Source organism: Asanoa ferruginea, assembly GCF_003387075.1.
In the GTDB taxonomy this organism is placed as follows: domain Bacteria; phylum Actinomycetota; class Actinomycetes; order Mycobacteriales; family Micromonosporaceae; genus Asanoa; species Asanoa ferruginea.
The window spans coordinates 3808003-3828564 of sequence record NZ_QUMQ01000001.1 but is presented as its reverse complement, the minus strand read 5'-3'; the positions used below and the strand labels follow the sequence as shown (position 1 = coordinate 3828564).

Here is a 20562-nt window from a genome sequence, read left to right as displayed (position 1 = left end):
ACTGTCCGCGCTGACCGGTGTTGGCTCGAAATCGGGGTACCTGCTCATGACCACTGCCGTTTGTCGCCTCTGTGCGACGGAGTTGACCGAAACGTTCGTCGACCTGGGCATGTCCCCGCTGTGCGAGAGCTACCTTCCGGCCGCACGGCTGGACAGCGCGGAGACGTTCTACCCGCTACATGTCCGCCTCTGCCCCAGTTGTCTGCTGGTGCAGCTGCCCGCATACGTCGCGGGCGAAGACATCTTCTCCGATTACGCCTACTTCTCGTCATACTCGGACTCGTGGGTGGCGCACGCCAAGCGCTACGCCGACACGATGGCCGAGCAACTCGGGCTGGGCGCGGAGAGTCTGGTCACCGAGGTCGCCAGCAACGACGGCTACCTGTTGCAGCACTTCGTCGCGCGCGGCGTGCCGGTGCTCGGCATCGAGCCGGCGAGCAACATCGCCGAAGTCGCGCGGGGCAAGGGCATCCGCACGGAGAACGAGTTCCTCGGCCCGGAGACGGGTGCGGCACTGGCGGCGCGCTACGGCCGGGCCGACCTGGTCGCCGGCAACAACGTCTACGCCCACGTGCCCGACCTGGTCGGCTTCACCGCCGGCCTGGCCGCGCTGGTCAAGCCCGAGGGCCTGGTGACGCTCGAGTTCCCGCACCTGCTCCGGCTGATCGAACGCCGGCAATACGACACGATCTACCACGAGCACTACCAATACCTCTCGCTGCTGACCGCGCAGCGGGCCCTGGCCACCGCCGGCCTCGTGGTGGTCGACGTCGAGGAACTGTCGACGCACGGCGGGTCGCTGCGGGTGCACGCCCGGCACGGCGCCGCGGCCGGTGAGCCGTCCAGCAACGTCAAGTCGGTGCTCGACGCCGAGGCCGAGGCCGGCCTGCACACCGTCGACGGCCACAAGGGCTTCGCCGAGGCGGTCTTCGACATCAAGCGCGACCTGCTCGACTTCCTGCTCACCGCGCGGGCCGAGGGTCGCCGGGTGGTCGGCTACGGCGCACCGGGCAAGGGCAACACGCTGCTCAACCACTGCGGCATCCGGGCGGATCTGCTCGAATACACCGTTGATCGCAGCCCGCACAAACAGGGCATGTTCCTGCCGGGCACGCATATCCCCATCCACGCGCCCGAGCGGATCGCGCAGGACCGGCCCGACTACGTGCTGGTGCTGCCGTGGAACCTGCGCACCGAGATCTCGGCCCAACTGGCCTACGTGCGAGAGTGGGGCGGCCGGCTGGTCTTCCCGATCCCGGACCTCGAGGTGGTGTGATGAAGGTCGTCCTCTTCTGCGGCGGCCTGGGCATGCGGATGCGCGAAGACGCCCAGTCCGCACCGAAGCCCATGGCGATGATCGGTGACCGCCCGTTGCTGTGGCACGTGATGCGCTACTACGCCCACTTCGGGCACACCGACTTCGTGCTGTGCCTCGGCTACGGCGCGGCCGCGGTGAAGGACTACTTCCTGCACTACGACGAGACGCTCTCCAACGACTTCACGCTCGCCATGAGCGACCGCGACCTGCGCCTGTTCTCGTCCGACATCACCGACTGGAACATCACGTTCATCGACACGGGGCTCAACTCGACCATCGGCGAGCGGCTGATGCGGGTCCGGCCCCACGTCGAGAACGAGCCGGTGTTCCTGGCCAACTACGCCGACACGCTGACCAACGCGCCGCTCGACGAGATGGTCCGGCGGTTCGAGGCCAGCGACGCGGTCGCCAGCCTGCTGGCCGTGCCGGTGCAGTCGACCCACCACGTGCTCGACATCGAGGGCGGCGACCGGGTCTCCGGCATCCGCCCGGTCAACGAGCTCATGCAGTGGGAAAACGGTGGCTACTTCGTCCTCCGCCCGGAGATCTTCGACTTCATGCGCGAGGGTGAAGAGCTGGTGCCACACGCCCTGGAGCGGTTGATGCCGAGTGGCCGGGTGATCGCCCAGCGCTACAAGGGTTTCTGGCGCGCGGCCGACACCTTCAAGGACCGGGCCGAGCTCGAGCAGCTCTACTACTCGGCGCGCTGCCCGTGGATGCTGTGGGACACCAACCGCACCGGCGGCTCGCTCGCGCCGGCGCTGATCTCCTGACGACGATGCTTTCCTTCGCGTTGGCCGGCGTCCGCCGGATCGTCCTGTTCGGCGCACACCCCGACGACATCGAGATCGGCGCGGGCGGCCTGTTGCTGACCCTCCCGCCCGATGTCGAGGTGCGCTACGTGCTGCTGAGCGGCACGCCCGACCGGCAGGCCGAGGCGCGCGCCGCCGCGGCCGCCTTCCTGCCCGGCGCCCGGATCACGTTCGACCTGCACGACCTGCCCGACGGCCGCGGCCCCGCGCACTGGAACCAGGCGAAAGACGTCGTCCAGGCGGCCGCCGCCGACGGTGCCGACCTCGTGGTCGCGCCGGCCAAGGACGACGCGCACCAGGACCACCGGCTGCTCGCCGAGCTGGTGCCGACCGCGTTCCGGGACGCGGTGGTGCTGCACTACGAGATCCCGAAATGGGACGGCGATCTTGGCCGGCGTAACGTCTACGTGCCGCTGCCCGACGAGCGCGCCCGCCGCAAGGTGGAGTTGCTGCACGCCAACTTCCCGTCACAGAAGGACCGCGACTGGTGGGACGACGAGGTCTTCCTCGGCTTGGCCCGGTTGCGCGGGATGGAATGCCGGTCGCGGTATGCCGAGGCATACACCTGTGAGAAAGCGGTGATGTCGCTGTGAGCGTCAGGGCGTGTCTGTTCGGTGTTCCAGGGTCCACATTGAACCTTGGCGTCGGTGCGTTGCGGGCGGCCACCATCGGCGCGTTCCTGGCCCGCGAGCCGGGCGCCCGGATGACGGTCTTCGACGACGGCTGGGGCGAACGCCCCGGCACCGCCTATGTGCACGGCGAGCCGGTGCCGATCACGCTGTCCGGCGCCCGGCACTCGCGCCGCTACCACAAGCCCGAGTCCTATGTGAACATGCGGGTCAGCGCCGCCCTCGGCGGCCTGGGCAACAGCGGCGTCTCCGCGATCGACGGCGCCGACGTGGTGCTCGACGTCAGCGGCGGCGACAGCTTCAGCGACATCTACGGCGAGCACCGGTTCCGCACGGTCGCCTGGCCCAAGAAGCTCGCCCTGCTGCGCAAGCGCAAGCTGGTGCTGCTGCCGCAGACCTACGGCCCGTTCAAGATCCCCCGGATCCGCGCGGAGGCGACCAACCTGGCCCGCGGCGCGGCGATGGCCTGGGCCCGCGACCCCGACAGCTACGCCGCGCTCAAAGAGTTGCTCGGCGCCGACTTCGACCCCCGGCGACACCGCGAGGGCGTCGACGTGGCGTTCGGCCTCGAACCGCGTGCCCCCGAGGGTGCCGCGTTCGACCAGCTCGCGGCCTGGTTCGCGGCCGCCGACGGCCCGGTGATGGGCATCAACGTCAGCGGGCTGATGTCGCGGGCCGAGGGGATCGCCCAGTTCCGGCTGGCCGGCGACGGCGGCCGGGTGGCCCGGCAGATCTGCGAGCGGGTGCTCGACGAGCCCGACACCCGGGTGATCATCGTGCCGCACGTGCTCGCCGCCGGCGGCACCGACGACGACACCGCGACCAGCGAGGCGCTGCGTGCCGACCTGGCCAGCAAATACGGCGACCGGATCGCGATCACGCCGCGCGGGCTCGACCCGCACCAGACCAAGTGGGTGATCAGCCGCACCGCGTGGTTCTGCGGCATGCGGATGCACGCCACGATCGCGGCGCTCTCTTCGGCCGTGCCGGCGGCGATCCTGGCCTACAGCCTCAAGGCTCGTGGGGTGTTCGCCACGGTCGGGCAGGAGCGGCACGTGGCCGACGCCCGCACGCTCGGCGACGACGAGTTGCTCGACACGCTCTGGAAGTCGTGGTCCAACCGGTCGGCCGCCGCGGCCGAACTCGCGGAGAGCGTGCCGGTGGCCGTGCGGCGCGCGGGCGAGCAGATGGACGAGATCGTGGCGCTGGCCAAGGAAGGTGCGGCATGAAGGAGCCGCGCGACGTCCACGACGTCGCCGCCGGGAAGATGTGCACCGGCTGCGGGGTGTGCGCCTACCTGGCACCCGACGAGGTGAAGATGGGCGACGTCCTCGAATACGGACGCCGCCCGCTGCCGCTGCTGCCGGTGCGCGGTCCGGGCGCGGCCGAGGCGCTGAAGTGCTGCCCGGGCGTGAAGCTCGAGCACGACTCCGGCGCGGCCGGGCCCGGCGAATACGCCGACCTGCGCGCGGCCTGGGGTCCGGTGCTCCGGGTCTACGAGGGCTACGCGGCCGACCCGGAGATCCGTTTCGCGGGTTCCAGCGGTGGCGTGGCGACGGCCCTGTCGGCGTTCCTCATCGAGCAGGAGGGGATGACCGGCGCGCTGCACATCGGCGCGCGGGCCGACGTCCCCTACCTCAACGAGGCCCGGCTGTCCCGCAGCCGCGACGAGTTGCTGGCCAACGCGGGCTCCCGCTACGCACCGGCGAGCCCGTGTGAGCGCCTCGACCTGGTCGAGGCCGGCGAGACGCCGTCGGTGTTCATCGGCAAGCCCTGTGACGTGGCGGCGGTCTCGATGGCCCGGCGCGAGCGGCCGGAACTCGACCGCAAGGTCGGCCTGACCATCGCGGTGTTCTGCGCCGGCACCCCGTCGACCCAGGGCACGCTGGAGATGCTCAAGGTGATGGGGGTCGACGACCCGTCGACCATCTCGCACGTGGCCTACCGCGGCAACGGCTGGCCCGGCGAGGCCCGCACCGCCGTCCCCGGCGACTCGGCCGAGCGCACCCTGACCTACGAGCAGTCCTGGGGCGACATCCTCCAGAAGCACCGCCAGTGGCGCTGCTACCTGTGTGCCGACCACACCGGCGAGTTCGCCGACGTCGCGGTCGGCGACCCGTGGTACCGCCCGACGGCGGGCGACCCCGGCCGTTCGTTGGTCCTCGCCCGCACCGAGCGCGGCCTCAAGCTGATCGAGGCCGCGATCGCCGCCGGCGCGCTCGTCCTCGAGCAGGTCGGCCCGGAGCTGCTGCCGGCGTCGCAGCCCAACCTGCTGCGCGCCCGCGGCGCGGTCTGGGGCCGGATGGTGACGCTGCGAGCGGCGGGCCTGATGACACCGCGCACCCGGCACCTCCCGATGGCCCGGATGTGGCGGGAAAACCTGTCGACGAAGGAGAAGCTCCAGTCGACGGTCGGCACGGTCCGCCGGATCCGCCGCAAGCGGTTGCGCGACGCCGCCGACCTCACGCCGATGGAGTAAGACCCTCGACATAGGACGGATACGCCGGCTTCCAGCCCAACTCCTGCTCGGCCTTCGCGTTGGAAACCCGCATCGAGGTGTCGATCGCGAAGGTCGCCACGTAGGGCGCGGCCAACCGGAACAGCCAGGCCGGCAACCGGGGCGGCGCGGGAGTGCCATACGCGGCGGCCATCGCGGTGAACAGGTCGGCCCACGACGCCGGGCGGTCGTCGACGATGTTGTCCCGCACGGAGGCGAGGGCGGCCACCGTCGCGGCGGCCGCGTCGTCGTGGTGGATCCAGCCGAGCAGGCCGCCGCGGCTGACCGCGAGCCGGCGCCGGGCCAGCAGCGCCCGCTTCTCGGCCGGGTCGCCGCCGTAGAACATCCCGTAGCGCAGCGCGATCCCGACCGGTGCGGTGAACGCCTGCTGTTCGGTGGAGCGCATCGCGGCCAGGTGCGGGTCGCATCCATCTCCCTGCGGCTGCCCGAAGGGGTCATCCTCGGTGAGGACGCGGTCGCCGTGGTCGCGGTAGCCGTACCCCAGAATGATCGATTGGGTGATGAACCGGGCGGCGCCGAGGCTTTCCGCGGCCGCGAGCAGGTTGGCCGTGCCGACCTCGCGCAGCCGGTCGGTGGGCACCATCCCGCGGTGCCGGGTCGGTGCCGCCCGCAGCGCGGTGAGTTCGTGCACCACCGCGTCGGCGGCCAGGCCGTCGACCGCGCGGAGCAGGCTCGACCGGTCGAGCGCGTCGCCGACCACCGGCGAGGAACACCTTCATGGTCAGACTTCTTCCATCTCTTCCACTTCGGACAGGTCGTCGAGGTGCCGGCGCAACTCGGCCTCGGCGACCGCGCCGTCCGGCGCCTGGGCGGCCAGCACGGTCGCGGTGTGCCGGATCAGGCGGGCGTGCTCGTCGAGCCGCGCCGACGCCCGCAGCACCGCGCAGACTTCCAGTGAGACGCTGAAGGCGAGGCTGGCCGCGGCCAGCATCGTGCCGGCGGCCGGCGCCGCGGAGAGCGCCCGCAGCCGACCGAGGTCGCCGTTCAGGTCCGGGCACAGGGTAGAACCAGACATTCCGCCACGATAGGCAGCCGTCCCGGTGACCCGAATCCGTCGGATGACCGGTCACGGCGATAGGTTGAAGGTCGTGCTGGTTGGAAGGGCCGCCGAGCTCGCCGAGATCGACCGGCTGCTCGCCGCCGCCAGGTCCGGGCGCAGCGCCGCGCTGCTGCTCCAGGGCGAGGCGGGCAGCGGCAAGACCACCCTGCTCGGCCGGGCCGCGACGGCCGCCCGCGCGCAGGACCTACCGGTGCTGCGCTGCGCCGGCGTCGAGTCGGAGGCCGAACTCCCGTTCGCCGGCCTGCACATGCTGTTGCGCGGCACCCTCGACCGGCTCGACTCGCTCCCCGCACCGCAGGAGGCCGCGCTGCGGGCGGCGTTCGGCCTGGCCGAGGCGCCCGGTGTCGACCGGTTTCTGGCCGGTCTGGCCACCCTGACCCTGCTGTCCGAGGCCGCCCCGCTGGTCTGTCTCGTCGACGATCTGCAATGGCTCGACGCCGCTTCGGTGGAAGCCGTGCTCTTCGCGGCGCGCCGGCTCGACGCCGAGGGCGTGGTGCTGCTGCTGGCGGCCCGCAACGACGCGCCGGCCACCGGCTTGCCCACCCGGCAACTGCATCGGCTGTCCGCTGCCGACGGGGCCGCGCTGCTTGACGCGTATGCGCCGGACCTGCCGACCGCGACCCGCGACCGCCTGCTCACCGAGGCCGACGGCAACCCGCTCGCGCTGATCGAGTTGGCCCGCGCCGCCGGCACACCAGACGGCCACGGCGGCAACGGCGGTGGCCGGGTGGTGGCGAGCTTCGGCGCCCAGGTCGACCGCCTGCCGGACGCGACCCGCCGGCTGCTGCTGGTGACCGCGGCCGACGACACCGGCGAGCCACGGGTGGTCTTCGGCGCCGCCGAGCGGCTGGGCGCGGGCGTGGCCGACCTGGCGCCCGCCGAGGCCGCCGACCTGGTGCGGCTCGCCGACGGAACGGTGGCGTTCCGGCATCCGCTGATCCGCACCGCGGTCTACGGCCGGGCGGCGACGGTCGACCGGCTCGCCGCGCACCGGGCGCTCGCCGGCGCGCTGACCGCCCCCGAGGAACGCGACCGCCGCGCCTGGCACCTGGCCGCCGCCGCCACCGGGTTCGACCCCGACGCCGCGGTCGCGCTCGACGAGGCGGCCAACCGGGCCGGGCTGCGGGGCGGCTACGCGGCGAGTGCCGCGGCGCACGAACGGGCCGCCCGGTTGACCGCGGATCCCACCGAGCGGGCCCGGCGACTGGCGGCGGCCGCCACCCGGGCCCGCGATGCCGGTCAGCTCGATCGGGCCGCGGCGCTCGCCGCCGAGGTGGCCGACCTGCCCACCGACCCCGCCACGGCGGCGATGACGGCCTGGGTGCGGGCCAAGGTCGAGTTCGAACAGGGTACGCCGGCCCGAGCGTCCACAATGGTCACCGACGGTGCCGCGCTGATCCACGGGAGCGATCCCGACCGGGCGGCCCAGATGCTGATCGAGACGATGCGGATGGCCTACTTCGCCGACCGGCCACCGGATCTGACCCGGCCGGTCGAGCTGATCCGCACACTGCGACTGCCGCCCGACGACCCGCTGCGCCCGCTGATGTCGGCCAGCGCCACCCTGGGCGAGCTGCTGGCCGGCCGGACCGCGGCGCCGCTCGGGCCCGCGGTCCGCGCGGTCCAGGCCGAGCTGATCAGCCCGGCGATCGCCGGCACCCGGGCCCATGTGGCCTTCCTGCACCTGTTCGTCGGCGCCGACGAGGAGGCCTACGAGCTCAGCGGTCGGCTGCTCGCCGAGGGCCGGGACCGGGGGCTGATCGGCGGGCTGCCGCACCTGCTGCTCAACCACGCGATGGCGGCCCTCGCGCTCGGCCGGCTGCGCGAGGGCGAACGCAGCGGCCTGGAGGGCGTCCGGATCGCCGAGGAGACCGGCCAGGAGCACTCGGCCGGCAACCTGCGCACGCTGGTCAGCCGGATCTACGCGCTGACCGGCGACGAGGAACGCTGCACCGAGTGGGCCGGTGCGGCCCTGCGGCAAGGCGGCGAGCGGCACCAGGCCAACGCCGCGCTGGCCGCCCTCGCACTGGCCACCATGGACGTGGCCGCCGGGCGTTACCCGGCGGCGCTGGAGCGCTTCGAGGCGGTGCCGGAGCGGCTGCGTACCCACCTTGGTTTCGCCTATCTGGCACCGCCCGACTGGATCGAGGCCGCGGTCCGGGCCGGCGCACCGGAGCGCGCCGCGCCGATCCTCGATCGCTATGCCCGCTGGGTCGGGCACCAGGCCGGCCCGATGGTCGCGGCGCTGCTCGAGCGCAGCCGGGCCCTGCTCGCCGACGACGCCGAGCCGGGCTATCAACGCGCGCTGGCGCTGCTGCGCGACGCCAACCGGCCGCTCGCGCTGGCCCGCACCCAGTTGCTCTATGGCGAGTGGCTACGCCGGGTCCGCCGCCGCGCCGAGGCCCGCGACCCGCTGCGCGCCGCGTTGCGGGTGTTCGACGAGTCCGGCGCCCGCCCGTTCGCCGAACGCGCCCGCGCCGAGCTGCGGGCGACCGGCGAGACGCTGCCGGCCGCGGCCGACCGGGCCAGCCTGCTCACCCGGCTCACCCCGCAGGAGTTGCAGGTGGCCCGGCTGGCCGCCAGCGGGCTCAGCAACCGCGACATCGGCGCGCAGCTGTTCCTCAGCCCGCGCACGGTCGGCTACCACCTCTACAAGATCTTCCCCAAGCTCGGCATCGCGGATCGCCACCAGCTCACGGGCATCGACCTGAGCTGACTCGACCAGTCACCTGACAGATTCGACGCCCGGCCACGGCGGCGCAGGCTGACTCGCATGGAATGCGGGAAACCCCACGTGGTGGTCACTGGCGCGTCGACCGGGATCGGCCGCGCCACGGCAGAGCGGCTCGCCGGATCGGGCTGGCACGTGTTCGCGGGCGTGCGGCGGGAGGCCGATGCGGCCAGGCTGGCCGCCGGGGCGATCACGCCACTGATCCTCGACGTGACGCGGGAAGACCAGGTCAAGGCCGCCGTCGTGGCGGTGGAGCAGCATGTCGGCCCGGCCGGGTTGGCGGGCCTGGTCGACAACGCCGGCATCGGGGTGACCTGGCCGCTGGAGTTGCTGCCGCTGGAGGCGTTGCGGCAGCAGTTCGAGGTCAACGTCGTCGGGCAGGTCGCGGTGACCCAGGGCTTCCTGCCGCTGCTGCGCCGGGCCCGCGGGCGGATCGTGGTGATCGGCTCGATCGGCGACCGGATGAACCTCCCGTTCGGCGGCCCGCTGGGTGCGTCGAAGTCGGCCCTGGGCGCGCTGACGGAATCGCTCCGGCAGGAGTTGGCGCCGTTCGGGGTGCGGGTCGTGCTGTTGGCGCCGGCGAGCATCCACACCGAGGCGGTCGACAAGGTCGAGCAGGGCGCGCACCAGGCGGTGGCGTCGTTCCCACCGGACCTGCGCGACCTCTATGCCGACACCTATCTCGGGATGGTCGCCCGCGCGCTGGCCCGCGAGCGGGCCGGCAGCCCGCCGGACGTGGTCGCCGCGGTGGTGGCCAAGGCGTTGTCGGCTCGCCGCCCGCGCGCCCGCTATCTGGCCGGCAAGGACGCGCGGCTGCTGGCCACGATCGGCCGCTGGCTGCCGATCCGCGCCCAGGACGCGCTGCGCCGCCGGATCTTCCACCTGCCCGCGCCGGGGTCGCTGACTCAGCGCGGCCCGTCGTAGGCGCCCCGGGCCTCCTCGACCTCGCCGAGGTGGGTGGTGGCCCACTCGGACAGATGCGCGAACAGCGGCGCGAGGGTGCGCCCGAGATCGCTGATCTCGTATTCCACCCGCGGCGGGATCTCCGCGTGGTAGGTGCGCACGACGAGGCCGTCGCGTTCGAGTTGGCGCAGCCGCTGGGTGAGCACCTTCGGCGTGATCGAGGCGATCCCGCGTTCGAGCTCGACGAAACGCTGGCGCCCGTAGTAGTGCAGGCTCCACAGGATCGGCGTGGTCCACCGGCTGAAGACGATGTCGACGACGGGCGAGATCGGGCAGGCCTGCTCCGGTGCGAGTGCCACGGGGAAGTCACTTTCCTCTAGGTACCTACTATCAACGCGATGTTAGCGTCGCCCGGTCGCCGAGCACGAGGCCCGGCCGACAACAACATCGGGGAGCTTTCGATGATCGTGGTGACCGGAGCAACGGGTAACGTCGGCCGTTCGCTGGTGCGGGCGTTGACAGAAGCGGGCGAGCAGGTGATGCCGGTGTCCACCGCAGTGGCCGACCTCTTCCGGCCGGAGACACTCAAGCCGGCGGTCGACGGCGCGACCGCCCTGTTCCTGCTCGTTCCCGGCGCGGGGGCCGGGCTGCCCATCGACGACATCGTCGACGTCGCCAAGGCCGGCGGGGTCGAGCGGATCGTGCTGCTCTCCTCGCAGGCGGTGGGCACCCGGCCGGATTCTGTGTCCTACGCGCCACTGCGGGCCATCGAGGAGGCCATCGCCGGCTCCGGTCTGGTGTGGACGGTCCTGCGGTCGGCGGGGCACGCGTCCAACGCGTACGCCTGGGCGGGTTCGATCCAGGCCGAGCACACCGTGGCCGCGCCCTTCGGCGACGTGGGCCTGCCGGTCGTCGACCCGGCCGACCTGGCCGAGGTCGCCGCCACGGTGCTGCGCAGCGACCAGCACGGCGGCCGGATCTACGAGCTGACCGGGCCGGAGCCGGTGACGCCCCGGGCCCAGGCCGAGGCCATCGCCGCCGCGCTGGGCGAGCCGATCCGGTTCGTCGACCTGACCCGCGACGAGGCGCGTGCCCGGATGCTGCGGTTCATGCCCGAGCCGGTGGTCGACGGCACCCTGGCCATCCTCGGCACGCCGACGGAGGCCGAACAACGGGTCAGCCCGCACGTGGCGGCGTTGCTGGGCCGCGCCGCGGGCACCTTCGCCGGGTGGGCGCGGCGCAACGCGGCGGCGTTCAGGCTATGAAGGCTTCCACAGGTAGGGCGTCGTGGCGGTCACTGGTTGCAGGCCGAGCCGTTGCAGGATCGGGCTGCTGTTGTCGGACGCGTCGACCTGGAGATATTTGATTCCCCGGTCGACGGCGATCCGGGCGCGGTGTGCGACGAGAGCGCGGTAGATGCCCTTTCGCCGCCACCGCGTCAGGGTCGACCCGCCCCAGAGCGCCGCGAACTCGGTGCCGGGGAAGACCACCAGCCACGCGGCCGAAACGACCTCGCCGGCTGCCTCGGCCACCAGGATGACGATGTTGTCCGGCGCCGACCGGATCCGGTCGTGCAGGTCGTCGGCCAGCCACGACAGGTCTTCGCCCCACACCTCGGACTCCAAGGCCCCGATCTTGCGCAGGTCGGCCAGCTCGGTGGTGGCGCGGATGGTGACGCCGTCGGGAGCGGTGCCGGCCTGGGTCAGATCGGCGGCCAGCCCGATCACCACCGTCTCGGTGGAGTCGGCCGTGAACCCGGCCAGCCGCAGCCGCTCGGGGAGATCCGGCCGGTCGTGGCCGTAGGTCTTCCACTCGACCGCCCGGCCATTCGTCACGGCGCGGTCGCGCACCCGACCGATGAGGGCGTCGAGTTGCTCGACGCTCACCCCGTCGAGATCGGGTGCGAAGACCAGCCCGCGCCCCGGAGTGGCGACCTGTAGGACAGGCCCGTCCTGCACGGCCTCCCAGGACGCCGGCATCCGGGCGGCAACCGTGCCGCGCACCTGTTGGTCGTGGAGAGCCAGTAGCTCGTCGCGTGTCATCATCACGCCGGAGCATGCCAACGGCGCGCCCGACCGGCAATCCGTTTTTGCCTAACCGCGGCCTCGTTGGTAGTGCCGGCGAGCCTTCATCCGGTTGCCACAGACGGCCATCGAGCACCAGCGCGCGGTGTTGGTCTTGCTGCGGTCGTGCAGGAAGAGCTGGCATTCGTCGTTGGCGCAGGGCCGCAGCCGGCCGGGGCTTTCCTTGGCGAGGGCATCCCAGGTGAGCACGGCGCGCACGGCCAGGTCGCGGTCGGCGGGGACGTTGGGACGCCAGGTGATGCCGGCGTCGGTCACCTCGGGCTCGAGCGACACACCGGCCATGAGCGGGGCCAGCGTGGCGGGCGGTTGCGCACCGCGCACGACGGCCTGCAACGCGGACCGCACCGCCCGGACCTGCTCCCGCTCGCCGCGGGTGCCACGCCCGCCGAGGTCACGGAGCCACTCGCGCGCCGCTGCCGGGTCGGCAAGTTCGTCAGCCGGCTGACCGTCGACGACCGGGGTGCTGTTGAGGATCGCGAGCAGCACGTCGGCGTCCGACCGTATCTCCGGCATGGCATTTCCTAACCCTTACGGGGGGGTTAGATCATGACCACGATCCATCATCGGTACGCGAACGTCGACGGCCGGACGCTCTTCTACCGCGAATCCGGGCCGGTGAACGCTCCGGCAGTCGTGCTGCTGCACGGCTTTCCGACCAGCTCGTTCATGTTCCGCGACCTGATCCCGCTGCTCGCCGAGCACTATCACGTGATCGCGCCGGACCATCTCGGCTTCGGCTTCTCCGACGCACCGCCGGTCGAGGAGGTCGACTACACGTTCGACCGGCTGGCCGACCTGACCGCCGGGCTGCTCGACACGCTGGGCGTCGACCGCTACGCCATGTATGTCCAGGACTACGGCGCACCCATCGGCTGGCGGCTCGCGTTGGCCCGGCCGGCCGCGGTGACGGCGATCATCACCCAGAACGGCAACGGGTACGAGGCGGGCTTCGTCGACGAGTTCTGGGCGCCGGTGCGCGCCTACTGGCACGACCCGTCGCCGACCACCGAGGCGGGCGTACGCCAGGCGTTGACGCTCGACGCGATCCGCTGGCAATACCTGCACGGCGTAGCCGACGAGAGCGTCGTCAGCCCCGACACGTGGGAGCACGACCTCGCCCTGGTCTCCCGACCCGGCAACGACCGGATCCAGCTCGAGCTGTTCGCCGACTACGCCAACAACCTGCCGCTCTACCCGAAGCTGCACGACTACCTGCGCGAAAGCCAGGTGCCGGTGCTCGCAGTGTGGGGCCGCAACGACGGAATCTTCGCCCCGGCCGGCGCCCAGGCGTTCGCCGACGACGTCAAGGACGCCGAGGTCCACCTGGTCGACGGCGGCCATTTCCTGCTGGAGAGCCACCTCGAAACCGTGGCCGCCCACATCACCAGGTTCCTGGCGAAGATCAGCTGAGCGGCTCAACTCGATCACATGTTCAGCGGTTCTCCCGGAACTCGGCGTTGAGCCGGCGCTGCAACGCCACGTCCTGCCACATCGGATGGTGCGGCGCCGCGTTGGAGCAGACCACCGTGCCCCACGCGCCGAGGTCGCGGGCGGTGCGCATCGCCTGCGCGCAGATCTCGGCACCGACCGGGCCTTCCTCGAAGCCGGCGTGCAGCGGCGTGTAGCCGACCCAGCCCTCGCCGAACACCAGCGGGATGCCGCGCGCGGCCGCGTGGTCGGCCGCGACCGACAGCCAGGTGTCCATCGTCTGCCGCATCGCCTGCCGGTGCTCGCCGTAGCGGTCGTAGAGCCAGCGGTCCCACTTGTCGGGGTCGCACCAGTCGTGCGCGTAGATCTCGCGGTGCGGCACGATGGTCGCCTCGCTCTTCCACGACGCGGGCGGGCGCCAGTCGTCGAGCTTCGGCGCGTCGTCGCGGAGCAACTCGGCGAATGCCCGCTCCTGCGGGAAGGGCCGGCTCGGGTCGCGGAGGGCGAACTCGTCGTAGAGCTGGCCCAGCACCCCATACACGTAGGGGTGGAAGACCGCGACGTCCATGTTGCGCGGCAGGCCGCGCATCTCGCCCACCGGCACCCGGGCGTAGTTGACCGTCACCGGCACGTCCGGGTGCCGTTGCTTGAACCGGTCGATCCCGCGTTCGAGCGACGCCCGCATCCCGACGACGCCCTCGCCGCCGTGCAGCCCGCTGAATTGCACCTCGTTGTGCAACTCGACGAACGCGACCACGTCGTCCAGGCCCGCCGCGCGCAGGAAGTCGATCAGGTCGGCGTGCGCGTCGGCCAGCGCGACGGTGCGGTCCTCCCGCGGCACCGCCCGCATCGCCCGGTGCCAGGCGTCGTCGACCCCGAACGACGGCGATTGCTGGTATTCCCAGCTCGACACGATGATCCGGCAGTCGTGCGCCTTGGCCTGGCGGAACAGCTCGAGCAGGTGGGCCCGGCCGTCGACCGGCGGGCCGTCCGGCACGTCGTACCACCGGGTGCGCTGGCCGAACTCGCCGCCGAGCCCGGTGAACCGCAAGGCCGACGTGTCGAGCCCGGAGCCGAACAGCAGGTAGGGCATCGCGCAGATGCGGATCGTGTCGTAGCCCCGGTCGACCGCCTGCCGGAACGCCTCGCCGAGGTCGGCGAACGGCTGGCCCGGCCCGGTGCGGGTATACCAGGTGAAGTCCCACAACGAGATGGTCATCGGTCTGGTCATTTGTTCGATCCCATCAACAGGCCGGAGACGAAATGCCGTTGGAAGGCGAAGAACACGATCGCGGTGGGTACGGCCGCGATCACCGAGGCGGCCGCGACCACGTTCCAGTTGCTCACGTAGCCGCCTTGGAGGTTGAGCAGCGCCGCGGTGACCGGCAGCTTCGCCTCGGTGCGCAGCACGGTGATCGCCCAGATCAGGTCGTTGAAGATCCAGGTGGTGGCCAGCGCGCCGAGGGCGGCCAACGAGGGCCGGCACAGCGGCATGATGATCCGGCCGTAGATCTGCACCGGGCCGGCGCCGTCCATCCGGGCCGCCTCGGTCAGCTCCCCCGGGATCGACCGCATGAAGCCGTGCAGCACGAAGGTGTAGAAGCCGAGCCCGAAGCCGACGTGGATGGCGACGAGCGCGACCAGGGTGTCGTAGATGCCGAGCGACTCCATCACCCGCGACACCGGGATCAGCAGGATCTGCGGCGGCAACAGGTTGCCGGCGAGCATCGTGAGCAGGATCGCCCGCCGGCCCGGGATGGCGAACCGGCTCAACGCGTAGGCCGCCCACGACGCGAGCAGCAGGCTGAGCAGCACCGCCGGCACCGTGACCTGCACGCTGGTCCACAGCGCCCGGCCCATCGTGCCGCGGCCCAGCGCCTCGCGGAACCCGTCGAGGCTCAGCGAGACCGGCCAGGCCGCGGTGCCCCGGGCGGCGATGTCGTCGAACGAGCGGAACGCCAGCACCAGCACGAACACCATCGGCGCCACCCAGAGCAGGGTGAGCGGCGCCATCACCGCGTGGAATCCCCAACCGCGGCGCCGCTTTCGGATCGACGCGGTGGTCATCAGGCGACCTCTTCCTTCGTGGCCCGCACCAGGTAGGTGATGATGAAGATCAGGGCGAGCGCGAAGATCACCACGGCGATCGCGGACGCGTAACCGAGGTTCAGGAACGTGAAGCCCTGCTGGAACATGTAGGTGCTGAGCAGCTCCGACGAGTGGTAGGGGCCGCCCTGGGTCATCGCCCAGACGATGTCGAACGTACGCAGCGAGTCGATCACCGTGACCGCGAAGACCACCGTGTTGACGCCGCGCAACTGCGGCCAGGTGACGAACCGGAAGCGCTGCCAGGCGGTCGCGCCGTCGACCGCGGCCGCGTCGTCGAGCGTCGGGTCGGTGCCCTTGAGCCCGGCCAGGTAGAGCACCATCACGTAGCCGACCTGGCGCCAGACCGCGGCGATCAGCACCGCGTAGAGCGCGGTGTGCGGGTCGGCCAGCCATTGCCGTTCGACGCTTTCCAGGCCGACCGCGCCGAGCAACGTGTTGATCGTGCCGTCCGGCTGGTATTGCACCCGCCAGAACAGCCCGGTCACCGCCAGCGAGAACACCATCGGCAGGTAGATCGCGCTGCGGTAGAGGCCGACGCCCCGGCGGGGCCGGTTGAGCGCCAGGGCCAGCGCCAACCCGCCCAGCACGGAGAGCCCGCCGAAGCCGACGGCCCAGATGACGTTGTTCTTCAGCGCGCCGAGGAAGATGCCGTCGCTGAACAGGTCGCGGAAGTTGTCGAGCCCGACAGGCCGGGCCGCGCCCAGCCCGTTCCACTCGGTCAGCGACAGGTAGAAGCTGTTGACCGCCGGCCAGAACACCATGCCGACCTCGACCACCGCCGGGATCAACAGAAACACCCAGACAATTGGGGGTACGGCGCGCAGCCCCGACTTTCGCCGTCGTGGTGGCGCCATGCCGACCTCTTCCGGCCGGGGCGGCGCGGCTACCGCCGTCACGAGCCGAGGACCTTCTTCGCGGCGCCCTGCCATTCAGTAAGGATCTTGTTGACGTCGCCGGGCGAGTCGAGGAACTTGGTCAGCGCGGTGTCGGCGGTGGTCTGCAACTCGTCGCTCGAGTCCCGGTTGAAGAACTGGGTGATCGCCTTGCTCTCGTTGAGCAGCTTGATGCCCTTCTGCACCAGCGGCGCGAAGGTGGTCGTGTCGACGGCCTGCGAGGTGGGCAGGTTCGACGACTTGGCGAGCTGGATGAACTGCTGCTGCGCCGGGGCCGACGCGAGATAGCCGAGCAGTTCCTTGGCGCGCTGCGGGTTGCGCGACTTGGCGCTGGCGAAGTAGCCGTCGGTCGGCGCCTCCTCGGCGACCGGCACGCTCGGGTCGATGATCGGCACCCGGAAGAAGTCGAGGTCGTCGACGGCGTCGCTCGGCACCCCGGAGGTGATGAAGGCACCGATCAGATACATGCCGGCCTTCTTCGCGGTCAGCGGCGTGACCGCGTCCTGCCACGAGTAGGACCGGCCCTTGGGGTCGATGTATTCGACGAGTTGCCGATAGTGGTCCATCACCGTCTTGACCTCGGGGCCGTCGAACGGGTGCTTGCCGGACAGCAGCTCGCGGTGGAAGTCGGCACCGTTGATCCGCAGGTTGAGATAGTCGAACCAGCCGGAGGCGACCCACGGGGTCGAGCCGGTGCCCATGCTGATCGGCGCGACGCCCTTGCTCTTGATGGTCTTGCAGACCGCGATGAACTCGTCCCAGGTGGTCGGGACCTGCACGCCCCACTCCTGGAACGCCGACTTGCGGTAGAAGACGCCCCACCAGTAGTAGTTCGTCGGCACGAAGATCTGCTTACCGTCGGCAGTGGACAGTTCCTTGAGCGCGGGCGAGAAGCCGGCGCACGGGCCGCTGCCGGTCCACAGGTCGGAGACGTCGAGCAGGAAGCCCTTGCTGGCGTAGTCGCGGGCCACCGAGCCCGCATACCAGGTCAGCACGTCCGGCGGGTTGCCCGAGTTGAGGTAGGTGGGCAACTGGGCGCGGAACGTCTCGATCGCAATGGTGTTGAGCGTTACCTGGCTCTTGGAGTAGCCCTCGACCACCTTCGTGAGCGCGGCCTTTGGGTCGGGGTCGGAAAGAGACGACTGGAGGGTCAGCGTCGTGGAGGCGGCGCCGGCGCTTTCGTTACTCCCGGTAGCGCATGCACCGAGGAGCCCGGCCACACCGACACCGCCGATCCCGGCGAGGAACCCGCGGCGACTGAAGGGGGCAGAAACCATGCGAAGCCTCCGAATTTGCTATAGGCGCCTGGACCTTCGGTCGGCGCACTGCAACGGGGAGAACCAAGGGGGTTGTGTTTCCAAGAGGTTGCATCACTGTCGATTCGATGTCAACATATCTTCGTAATTAATGAAGACTTCGTTGCCTGGAGGAGTTGAGCGTTGACGGGTCGCTTCGCAGGTCGCACCGCCGTTGTCACGGGTGCGGCGAGGGGCATCGGTGCGGCATGTGCCCGCCGGCTGGCTTCGGAGGGTGCTGCCGTGGTGCTCGCCGACCTGCATGCCGCCGACGATGTGGTGGCCCAGATCCTGGCCGGCGGCGGGCGGGCCCGATCGGTGGTCGCCGACGTGTCCGGCGAGGCCGACTGGGACCAGGTCGCGGCTACTGCGCGTGACGAGTTCGGGCCGGTCAGCGTGCTGGTCAGCAATGCGGCCACTGTGGACGTCGCGGCCGCCGGCGAGACCAGTCTGGCCTCGTGGGAGCGGCAGATCGCGGTCAACCTCACCGGCACCTTCCTCGGCGTCAAGGCGCTGCTGCCCGACCTGACGGCACACGAGGGCAGCGTGGTCGTGGTGTCCTCTGTGCACGCTGTGGTCGGGCTGCCCGGCCGACCTGCCTACGCGGCGGCCAAAGGTGGCCTGGTGGCGCTGGCCCGGCAGCTCGCCGTCGAGTACGGTCCCGCTTTGCGGGTGAACACTGTCCTACCCGGACCGATCATGACGGCCGCGTGGGACTGGGTTTCCGCGGCCGACCGCGCCCGGAGCGTGGCCGAGACGGTCGCCGGCCGGTTCGGCACGCCCGACGAGGTGGCCGCCGCGGTGGCGTTCCTGGCCGCACCCGAGGCGGCCTTCGTGACCGGCACGAGCCTGGTCGTCGACGGCGGCTGGACCGCCACGAAGTCGTCGGCATGATCGCCCCTCCACCGCGTTCAGGGAGAGACAACGGGATGCACCACTACTCGGCGCGTGGCGTACACGGTCAGACGGTTGAGGTTCTGGCACAGCGGATCCTCACCGGCGAGCTTGCCGAGGGCGCGATCCTCGACCTGACCGCGCTCCAGGCCGAGTTCGACGTCAGCCTCACCGTGCTCCGCGAGGCGCTGCGGGTGCTCGCCGCCAAGGGCATGGTCGACGCCCGGCCCAAGCGCGGCACCTTCGTGCGCCCCCGCTCGTCCTGGAGCCTGCTCGACGGCGACGTGCTGCGCTGGCAGTTCGCCCGGTCACCCGGTCCCGGCCTCTTCGACGACCTCCACGAGCTGCGCAGCATCGTCGAACCCGGCGCGGCCAGCCTGGCCGCCGCCCGCGCCACCGACGACGACATCGCGGCCCTCGACGCGGCCCTGGCCGCCATGGCCGCCGCCGGCGCCGACCCGCTCGCCGCGGTGGCCGCCGACCTCGACTTCCACCGGGCGCTGCTCGCCGCCACCCACAACGAGCTGATCCAGCGCATGGAAGTGGTGATCGAGACGGGGCTGGCCGAACGCGACCGGATGGTGCACGGCGCGGGCGGGCCCCGCGATCCGGTGCCCAGCCACAAAGCCGTGGTCGACGGGATCCGGCGACACAACCCCGCACAGGCCGCGCGCGCCATGCGCAAGCTGCTCGACCAGGCCATCGAAGACGTGGTCCGGCTGGAGAGGACCCGGCGTGAAGATCGACAGGATTGAGACCTTCCTGGTGCCACCGCGCTGGCTGTTCTGCCGGGTGGAGACCGACGAGGGCCTGGTCGGCTGGGGTGAGCCGGTGGTCGAGGGCCGCGCGGAGGTGGTCCGGGCCGCGATCGACGTGCTCTCCGAATACCTGATCGGCGAAGACCCGCTGCGGATCGAACACCACTGGCAGGTGCTCACCAAGGGCGGCTTCTACCGGGGCGGTCCGGTGCTCTCCAGCGCCGTCGCCGGCCTCGACCAGGCACTGTGGGACATCGCGGGCCAGGCCTACGGCGCACCGGTGCACGCGCTGCTCGGCGGCGCGGTCCGGGACCGGGCCCGGGTGTACGCGTGGATCGGCGGCGACGAGCCCAGCGAGCTCGCCGACGCGATCGCCGAGCACGTCGCGGCCGGGATGACCGCGGTCAAGATGAACGCCAGCGGCCGCCTCTCGCCGGTGCCCACCAGCGGCGAGATCAACCGGATGGTCGAGCGGATCGGCGCCGCCCGCACCGCCCTCGGCGACGACCGCGACGTGGCGGTCGACCTGCACGGCCGGGCCAGCCTGCCGGCGGCCCGGATGATCCTGCCGGCCATCGCGCCGCTGCGGCCGCTGCTGGTCGAAGAGCCGCTGGTCCCGGAGCAGACCCACCTGCTCGGCGACCTGGTGCGCTGCGCGCCGGTCCCGGTGGCGACCGGGGAACGGATCTACGACCGGGCCGGCTTCCTGCCCGCGCTCCAGGCCGGCGTCAGCGTGGTGCAACCGGACCTCTCGCACGCCGGCGGCATCTCCGAGGTGCGCCGGATCGCGGCGCTCGCCGAGACCTACGGCGCCCTGTTCGCACCGCATTGCCCGCTCGGCCCGATCGCGCTGGCGGCCAGCCTCCAGGTCGCGTTCGCCACGCCCAATTTCCTGATCCAGGAGCAGAGCATGGGCATCCACTACCACCGCGGCAGCGCCGACCTGCTCGACTATGTGGCCGACCAGGCGCCGCTGCGGATCGTCGACGGGCACATCGCCCGCTGGGACGCGCCCGGCCTCGGCATCACCATCGACGAGGCGGCGGTGCGGCGGGCCGACGCGACCGGGCACGCCTGGCGCAACCCGGTCTGGCGCCACGACGACGGCTCCTTCGCCGAATGGTGAGCTA

21 protein-coding genes are annotated in these 20562 nt (G+C 71.6%); 12 read left to right on the top strand and 9 right to left on the bottom strand.

Going from position 1 to position 20562, the window contains the following annotated elements; translation table 11 throughout:
• Positions 1-46 precede the first annotated feature (46 nt).
• From DFJ67_RS17980 to DFJ67_RS17960, 5 genes are read left to right on the top strand one after another with little or no spacing between them, the layout of a single operon-like run.
• On the top strand, positions 47-1276 hold the full coding sequence (locus tag DFJ67_RS17980) for a class I SAM-dependent methyltransferase (protein WP_116069044.1): 1230 nt from the start codon (positions 47-49) through the stop codon (positions 1274-1276).
• Positions 1276-2091 (top strand): glycosyltransferase family protein, encoded by an 816-nt coding sequence (locus DFJ67_RS17975; protein ID WP_116069043.1) that lies wholly within the window; start codon positions 1276-1278, stop codon positions 2089-2091. Before DFJ67_RS17980 ends, DFJ67_RS17975 begins: the two co-directional genes overlap by 1 nt.
• Positions 2092-2096: 5 nt before the next feature.
• The gene (locus DFJ67_RS17970) at positions 2097-2723 is read left to right on the top strand and encodes a PIG-L deacetylase family protein (RefSeq protein WP_116076345.1); all 627 of its coding nucleotides are present in this window, start codon (positions 2097-2099) and stop codon (positions 2721-2723) included.
• Between the two features lie 38 nt (positions 2724-2761).
• Positions 2762-3988: a polysaccharide pyruvyl transferase family protein gene (locus DFJ67_RS17965; protein ID WP_116069042.1), complete on the top strand. Its 1227-nt coding sequence runs from the start codon at positions 2762-2764 to the stop codon at positions 3986-3988.
• Entirely contained in the window at positions 3985-5238 is a 1254-nt protein-coding gene (locus DFJ67_RS17960) for a Coenzyme F420 hydrogenase/dehydrogenase, beta subunit C-terminal domain (RefSeq protein WP_116069041.1), read from the top strand. The genes DFJ67_RS17965 and DFJ67_RS17960 overlap by 4 nt, the downstream gene beginning before the upstream one ends.
• On the opposite strand, the gene DFJ67_RS17955 is transcribed toward DFJ67_RS17960, so the two are convergent.
• Positions 5222-5977, bottom strand: coding sequence for an NAD-dependent epimerase/dehydratase family protein (locus tag DFJ67_RS17955; RefSeq protein WP_116069040.1), 756 nt, complete (start codon positions 5975-5977; stop codon positions 5222-5224). The genes DFJ67_RS17960 and DFJ67_RS17955 overlap by 17 nt on opposite strands.
• 21 nt (positions 5978-5998) lie before the next feature.
• Positions 5999-6292, bottom strand: a complete 294-nt coding sequence (locus DFJ67_RS17950; RefSeq protein ID WP_116069039.1) for a hypothetical protein — start codon at positions 6290-6292, stop codon at positions 5999-6001.
• 73 nt (positions 6293-6365) lie between these two features.
• Between DFJ67_RS17950 and DFJ67_RS17945 the strand changes: the two genes are divergently transcribed.
• Positions 6366-9053: a helix-turn-helix transcriptional regulator gene (locus DFJ67_RS17945; RefSeq protein WP_116076344.1), complete on the top strand. Its 2688-nt coding sequence runs from the start codon at positions 6366-6368 to the stop codon at positions 9051-9053.
• 78 nt (positions 9054-9131) lie between these two features.
• Positions 9132-9992: an SDR family NAD(P)-dependent oxidoreductase gene (locus DFJ67_RS17940; RefSeq protein ID WP_203783616.1), complete on the top strand. Its 861-nt coding sequence runs from the start codon at positions 9132-9134 to the stop codon at positions 9990-9992.
• On the opposite strand, the gene DFJ67_RS17935 is transcribed toward DFJ67_RS17940, so the two are convergent.
• A complete protein-coding gene (locus DFJ67_RS17935) occupies positions 9974-10330 on the bottom strand; it encodes a winged helix-turn-helix transcriptional regulator (RefSeq protein ID WP_116069037.1) in 357 nt (118 codons plus the stop codon). The two genes, DFJ67_RS17940 and DFJ67_RS17935, sit on opposite strands and share 19 nt — an antisense overlap.
• Positions 10331-10432: 102 nt before the next feature.
• On the opposite strand from DFJ67_RS17935, the gene DFJ67_RS17930 reads away from it, so the two are divergent.
• Positions 10433-11236, top strand: a complete 804-nt coding sequence (locus DFJ67_RS17930; RefSeq protein ID WP_116069036.1) for an NAD(P)H-binding protein — start codon at positions 10433-10435, stop codon at positions 11234-11236.
• On the opposite strand, the gene DFJ67_RS17925 is transcribed toward DFJ67_RS17930, so the two are convergent.
• Positions 11231-12016, bottom strand: coding sequence for a GNAT family N-acetyltransferase (locus DFJ67_RS17925; RefSeq protein ID WP_116069035.1), 786 nt, complete (start codon positions 12014-12016; stop codon positions 11231-11233). The genes DFJ67_RS17930 and DFJ67_RS17925 overlap by 6 nt on opposite strands.
• A 48-nt stretch (positions 12017-12064) precedes the next feature.
• The gene (locus DFJ67_RS17920; RefSeq protein WP_116069034.1) at positions 12065-12568 is read right to left on the bottom strand and encodes a CGNR zinc finger domain-containing protein; all 504 of its coding nucleotides are present in this window, start codon (positions 12566-12568) and stop codon (positions 12065-12067) included.
• Between the two features lie 33 nt (positions 12569-12601).
• On the opposite strand from DFJ67_RS17920, the gene DFJ67_RS17915 reads away from it, so the two are divergent.
• Positions 12602-13465: an alpha/beta fold hydrolase gene (locus tag DFJ67_RS17915; RefSeq protein ID WP_116069033.1), complete on the top strand. Its 864-nt coding sequence runs from the start codon at positions 12602-12604 to the stop codon at positions 13463-13465.
• 22 nt (positions 13466-13487) lie between these two features.
• Here the strand turns inward: DFJ67_RS17915 and DFJ67_RS17910 are convergent, their stop codons facing one another.
• The 4 genes from DFJ67_RS17910 to DFJ67_RS17895 are packed head-to-tail and all read right to left on the bottom strand — an operon-like array spanning position 13488 to position 17762.
• The gene (locus DFJ67_RS17910) at positions 13488-14714 is read right to left on the bottom strand and encodes a cellulase-like family protein (protein WP_116069032.1); all 1227 of its coding nucleotides are present in this window, start codon (positions 14712-14714) and stop codon (positions 13488-13490) included.
• Complete coding sequence (locus DFJ67_RS17905; protein WP_116069031.1) at positions 14711-15550, bottom strand: carbohydrate ABC transporter permease; 840 nt, start codon at positions 15548-15550, stop codon at positions 14711-14713. Before DFJ67_RS17905 ends, DFJ67_RS17910 begins: the two co-directional genes overlap by 4 nt.
• A complete protein-coding gene (locus tag DFJ67_RS17900) occupies positions 15550-16488 on the bottom strand; it encodes a carbohydrate ABC transporter permease (RefSeq protein WP_239097203.1) in 939 nt (312 codons plus the stop codon). Before DFJ67_RS17900 ends, DFJ67_RS17905 begins: the two co-directional genes overlap by 1 nt.
• On the bottom strand, positions 16485-17762 hold the full coding sequence (locus DFJ67_RS17895) for an ABC transporter substrate-binding protein (protein ID WP_116069030.1): 1278 nt from the start codon (positions 17760-17762) through the stop codon (positions 16485-16487). The genes DFJ67_RS17900 and DFJ67_RS17895 overlap by 4 nt, the downstream gene beginning before the upstream one ends.
• A gap of 162 nt (positions 17763-17924) precedes the next feature.
• Between DFJ67_RS17895 and DFJ67_RS17890 the strand changes: the two genes are divergently transcribed.
• From DFJ67_RS17890 to dgoD, 3 genes are read left to right on the top strand one after another with little or no spacing between them, the layout of a single operon-like run.
• On the top strand, positions 17925-18674 hold the full coding sequence (locus tag DFJ67_RS17890) for an SDR family NAD(P)-dependent oxidoreductase (protein WP_116069029.1): 750 nt from the start codon (positions 17925-17927) through the stop codon (positions 18672-18674).
• Between the two features lie 35 nt (positions 18675-18709).
• Positions 18710-19429 (top strand): FadR/GntR family transcriptional regulator, encoded by a 720-nt coding sequence (locus DFJ67_RS17885; RefSeq protein WP_116069028.1) that lies wholly within the window; start codon positions 18710-18712, stop codon positions 19427-19429.
• Positions 19410-20558, top strand: a complete 1149-nt coding sequence (gene dgoD, locus DFJ67_RS17880; protein ID WP_116069027.1) for a galactonate dehydratase — start codon at positions 19410-19412, stop codon at positions 20556-20558. Before DFJ67_RS17885 ends, dgoD begins: the two co-directional genes overlap by 20 nt.
• The last annotated feature ends 4 nt before the right edge of the window (positions 20559-20562 follow it).

Excerpts from the sequence above, each read along its gene's own strand:
- DFJ67_RS17980 (WP_116069044.1), top strand. The coding sequence starts at position 47 with ATGACCACTGCCGTTTGTCGCCTCTGTGCGACGGAGTTGACCGAAACG.
- DFJ67_RS17975 (WP_116069043.1), top strand. The coding sequence starts at position 1,276 with ATGAAGGTCGTCCTCTTCTGCGGCGGCCTGGGCATGCGGATGCGCGAA.
- DFJ67_RS17970 (WP_116076345.1), top strand. The coding sequence starts at position 2,097 with ATGCTTTCCTTCGCGTTGGCCGGCGTCCGCCGGATCGTCCTGTTCGGC.
- DFJ67_RS17960 (WP_116069041.1), top strand. The coding sequence starts at position 3,985 with ATGAAGGAGCCGCGCGACGTCCACGACGTCGCCGCCGGGAAGATGTGC.
- DFJ67_RS17950 (WP_116069039.1), bottom strand. The coding sequence starts at position 6,292 with ATGTCTGGTTCTACCCTGTGCCCGGACCTGAACGGCGACCTCGGTCGG.
- DFJ67_RS17930 (WP_116069036.1), top strand. The coding sequence starts at position 10,433 with ATGATCGTGGTGACCGGAGCAACGGGTAACGTCGGCCGTTCGCTGGTG.
- DFJ67_RS17925 (WP_116069035.1), bottom strand. The coding sequence starts at position 12,016 with ATGATGACACGCGACGAGCTACTGGCTCTCCACGACCAACAGGTGCGC.
- DFJ67_RS17920 (WP_116069034.1), bottom strand. The coding sequence starts at position 12,568 with ATGCCGGAGATACGGTCGGACGCCGACGTGCTGCTCGCGATCCTCAAC.
- DFJ67_RS17915 (WP_116069033.1), top strand. The coding sequence starts at position 12,602 with ATGACCACGATCCATCATCGGTACGCGAACGTCGACGGCCGGACGCTC.
- DFJ67_RS17910 (WP_116069032.1), bottom strand. The coding sequence starts at position 14,714 with ATGACCAGACCGATGACCATCTCGTTGTGGGACTTCACCTGGTATACC.
- DFJ67_RS17905 (WP_116069031.1), bottom strand. The coding sequence starts at position 15,550 with ATGACCACCGCGTCGATCCGAAAGCGGCGCCGCGGTTGGGGATTCCAC.
- DFJ67_RS17895 (WP_116069030.1), bottom strand. The coding sequence starts at position 17,762 with ATGGTTTCTGCCCCCTTCAGTCGCCGCGGGTTCCTCGCCGGGATCGGC.
- DFJ67_RS17885 (WP_116069028.1), top strand. The coding sequence starts at position 18,710 with ATGCACCACTACTCGGCGCGTGGCGTACACGGTCAGACGGTTGAGGTT.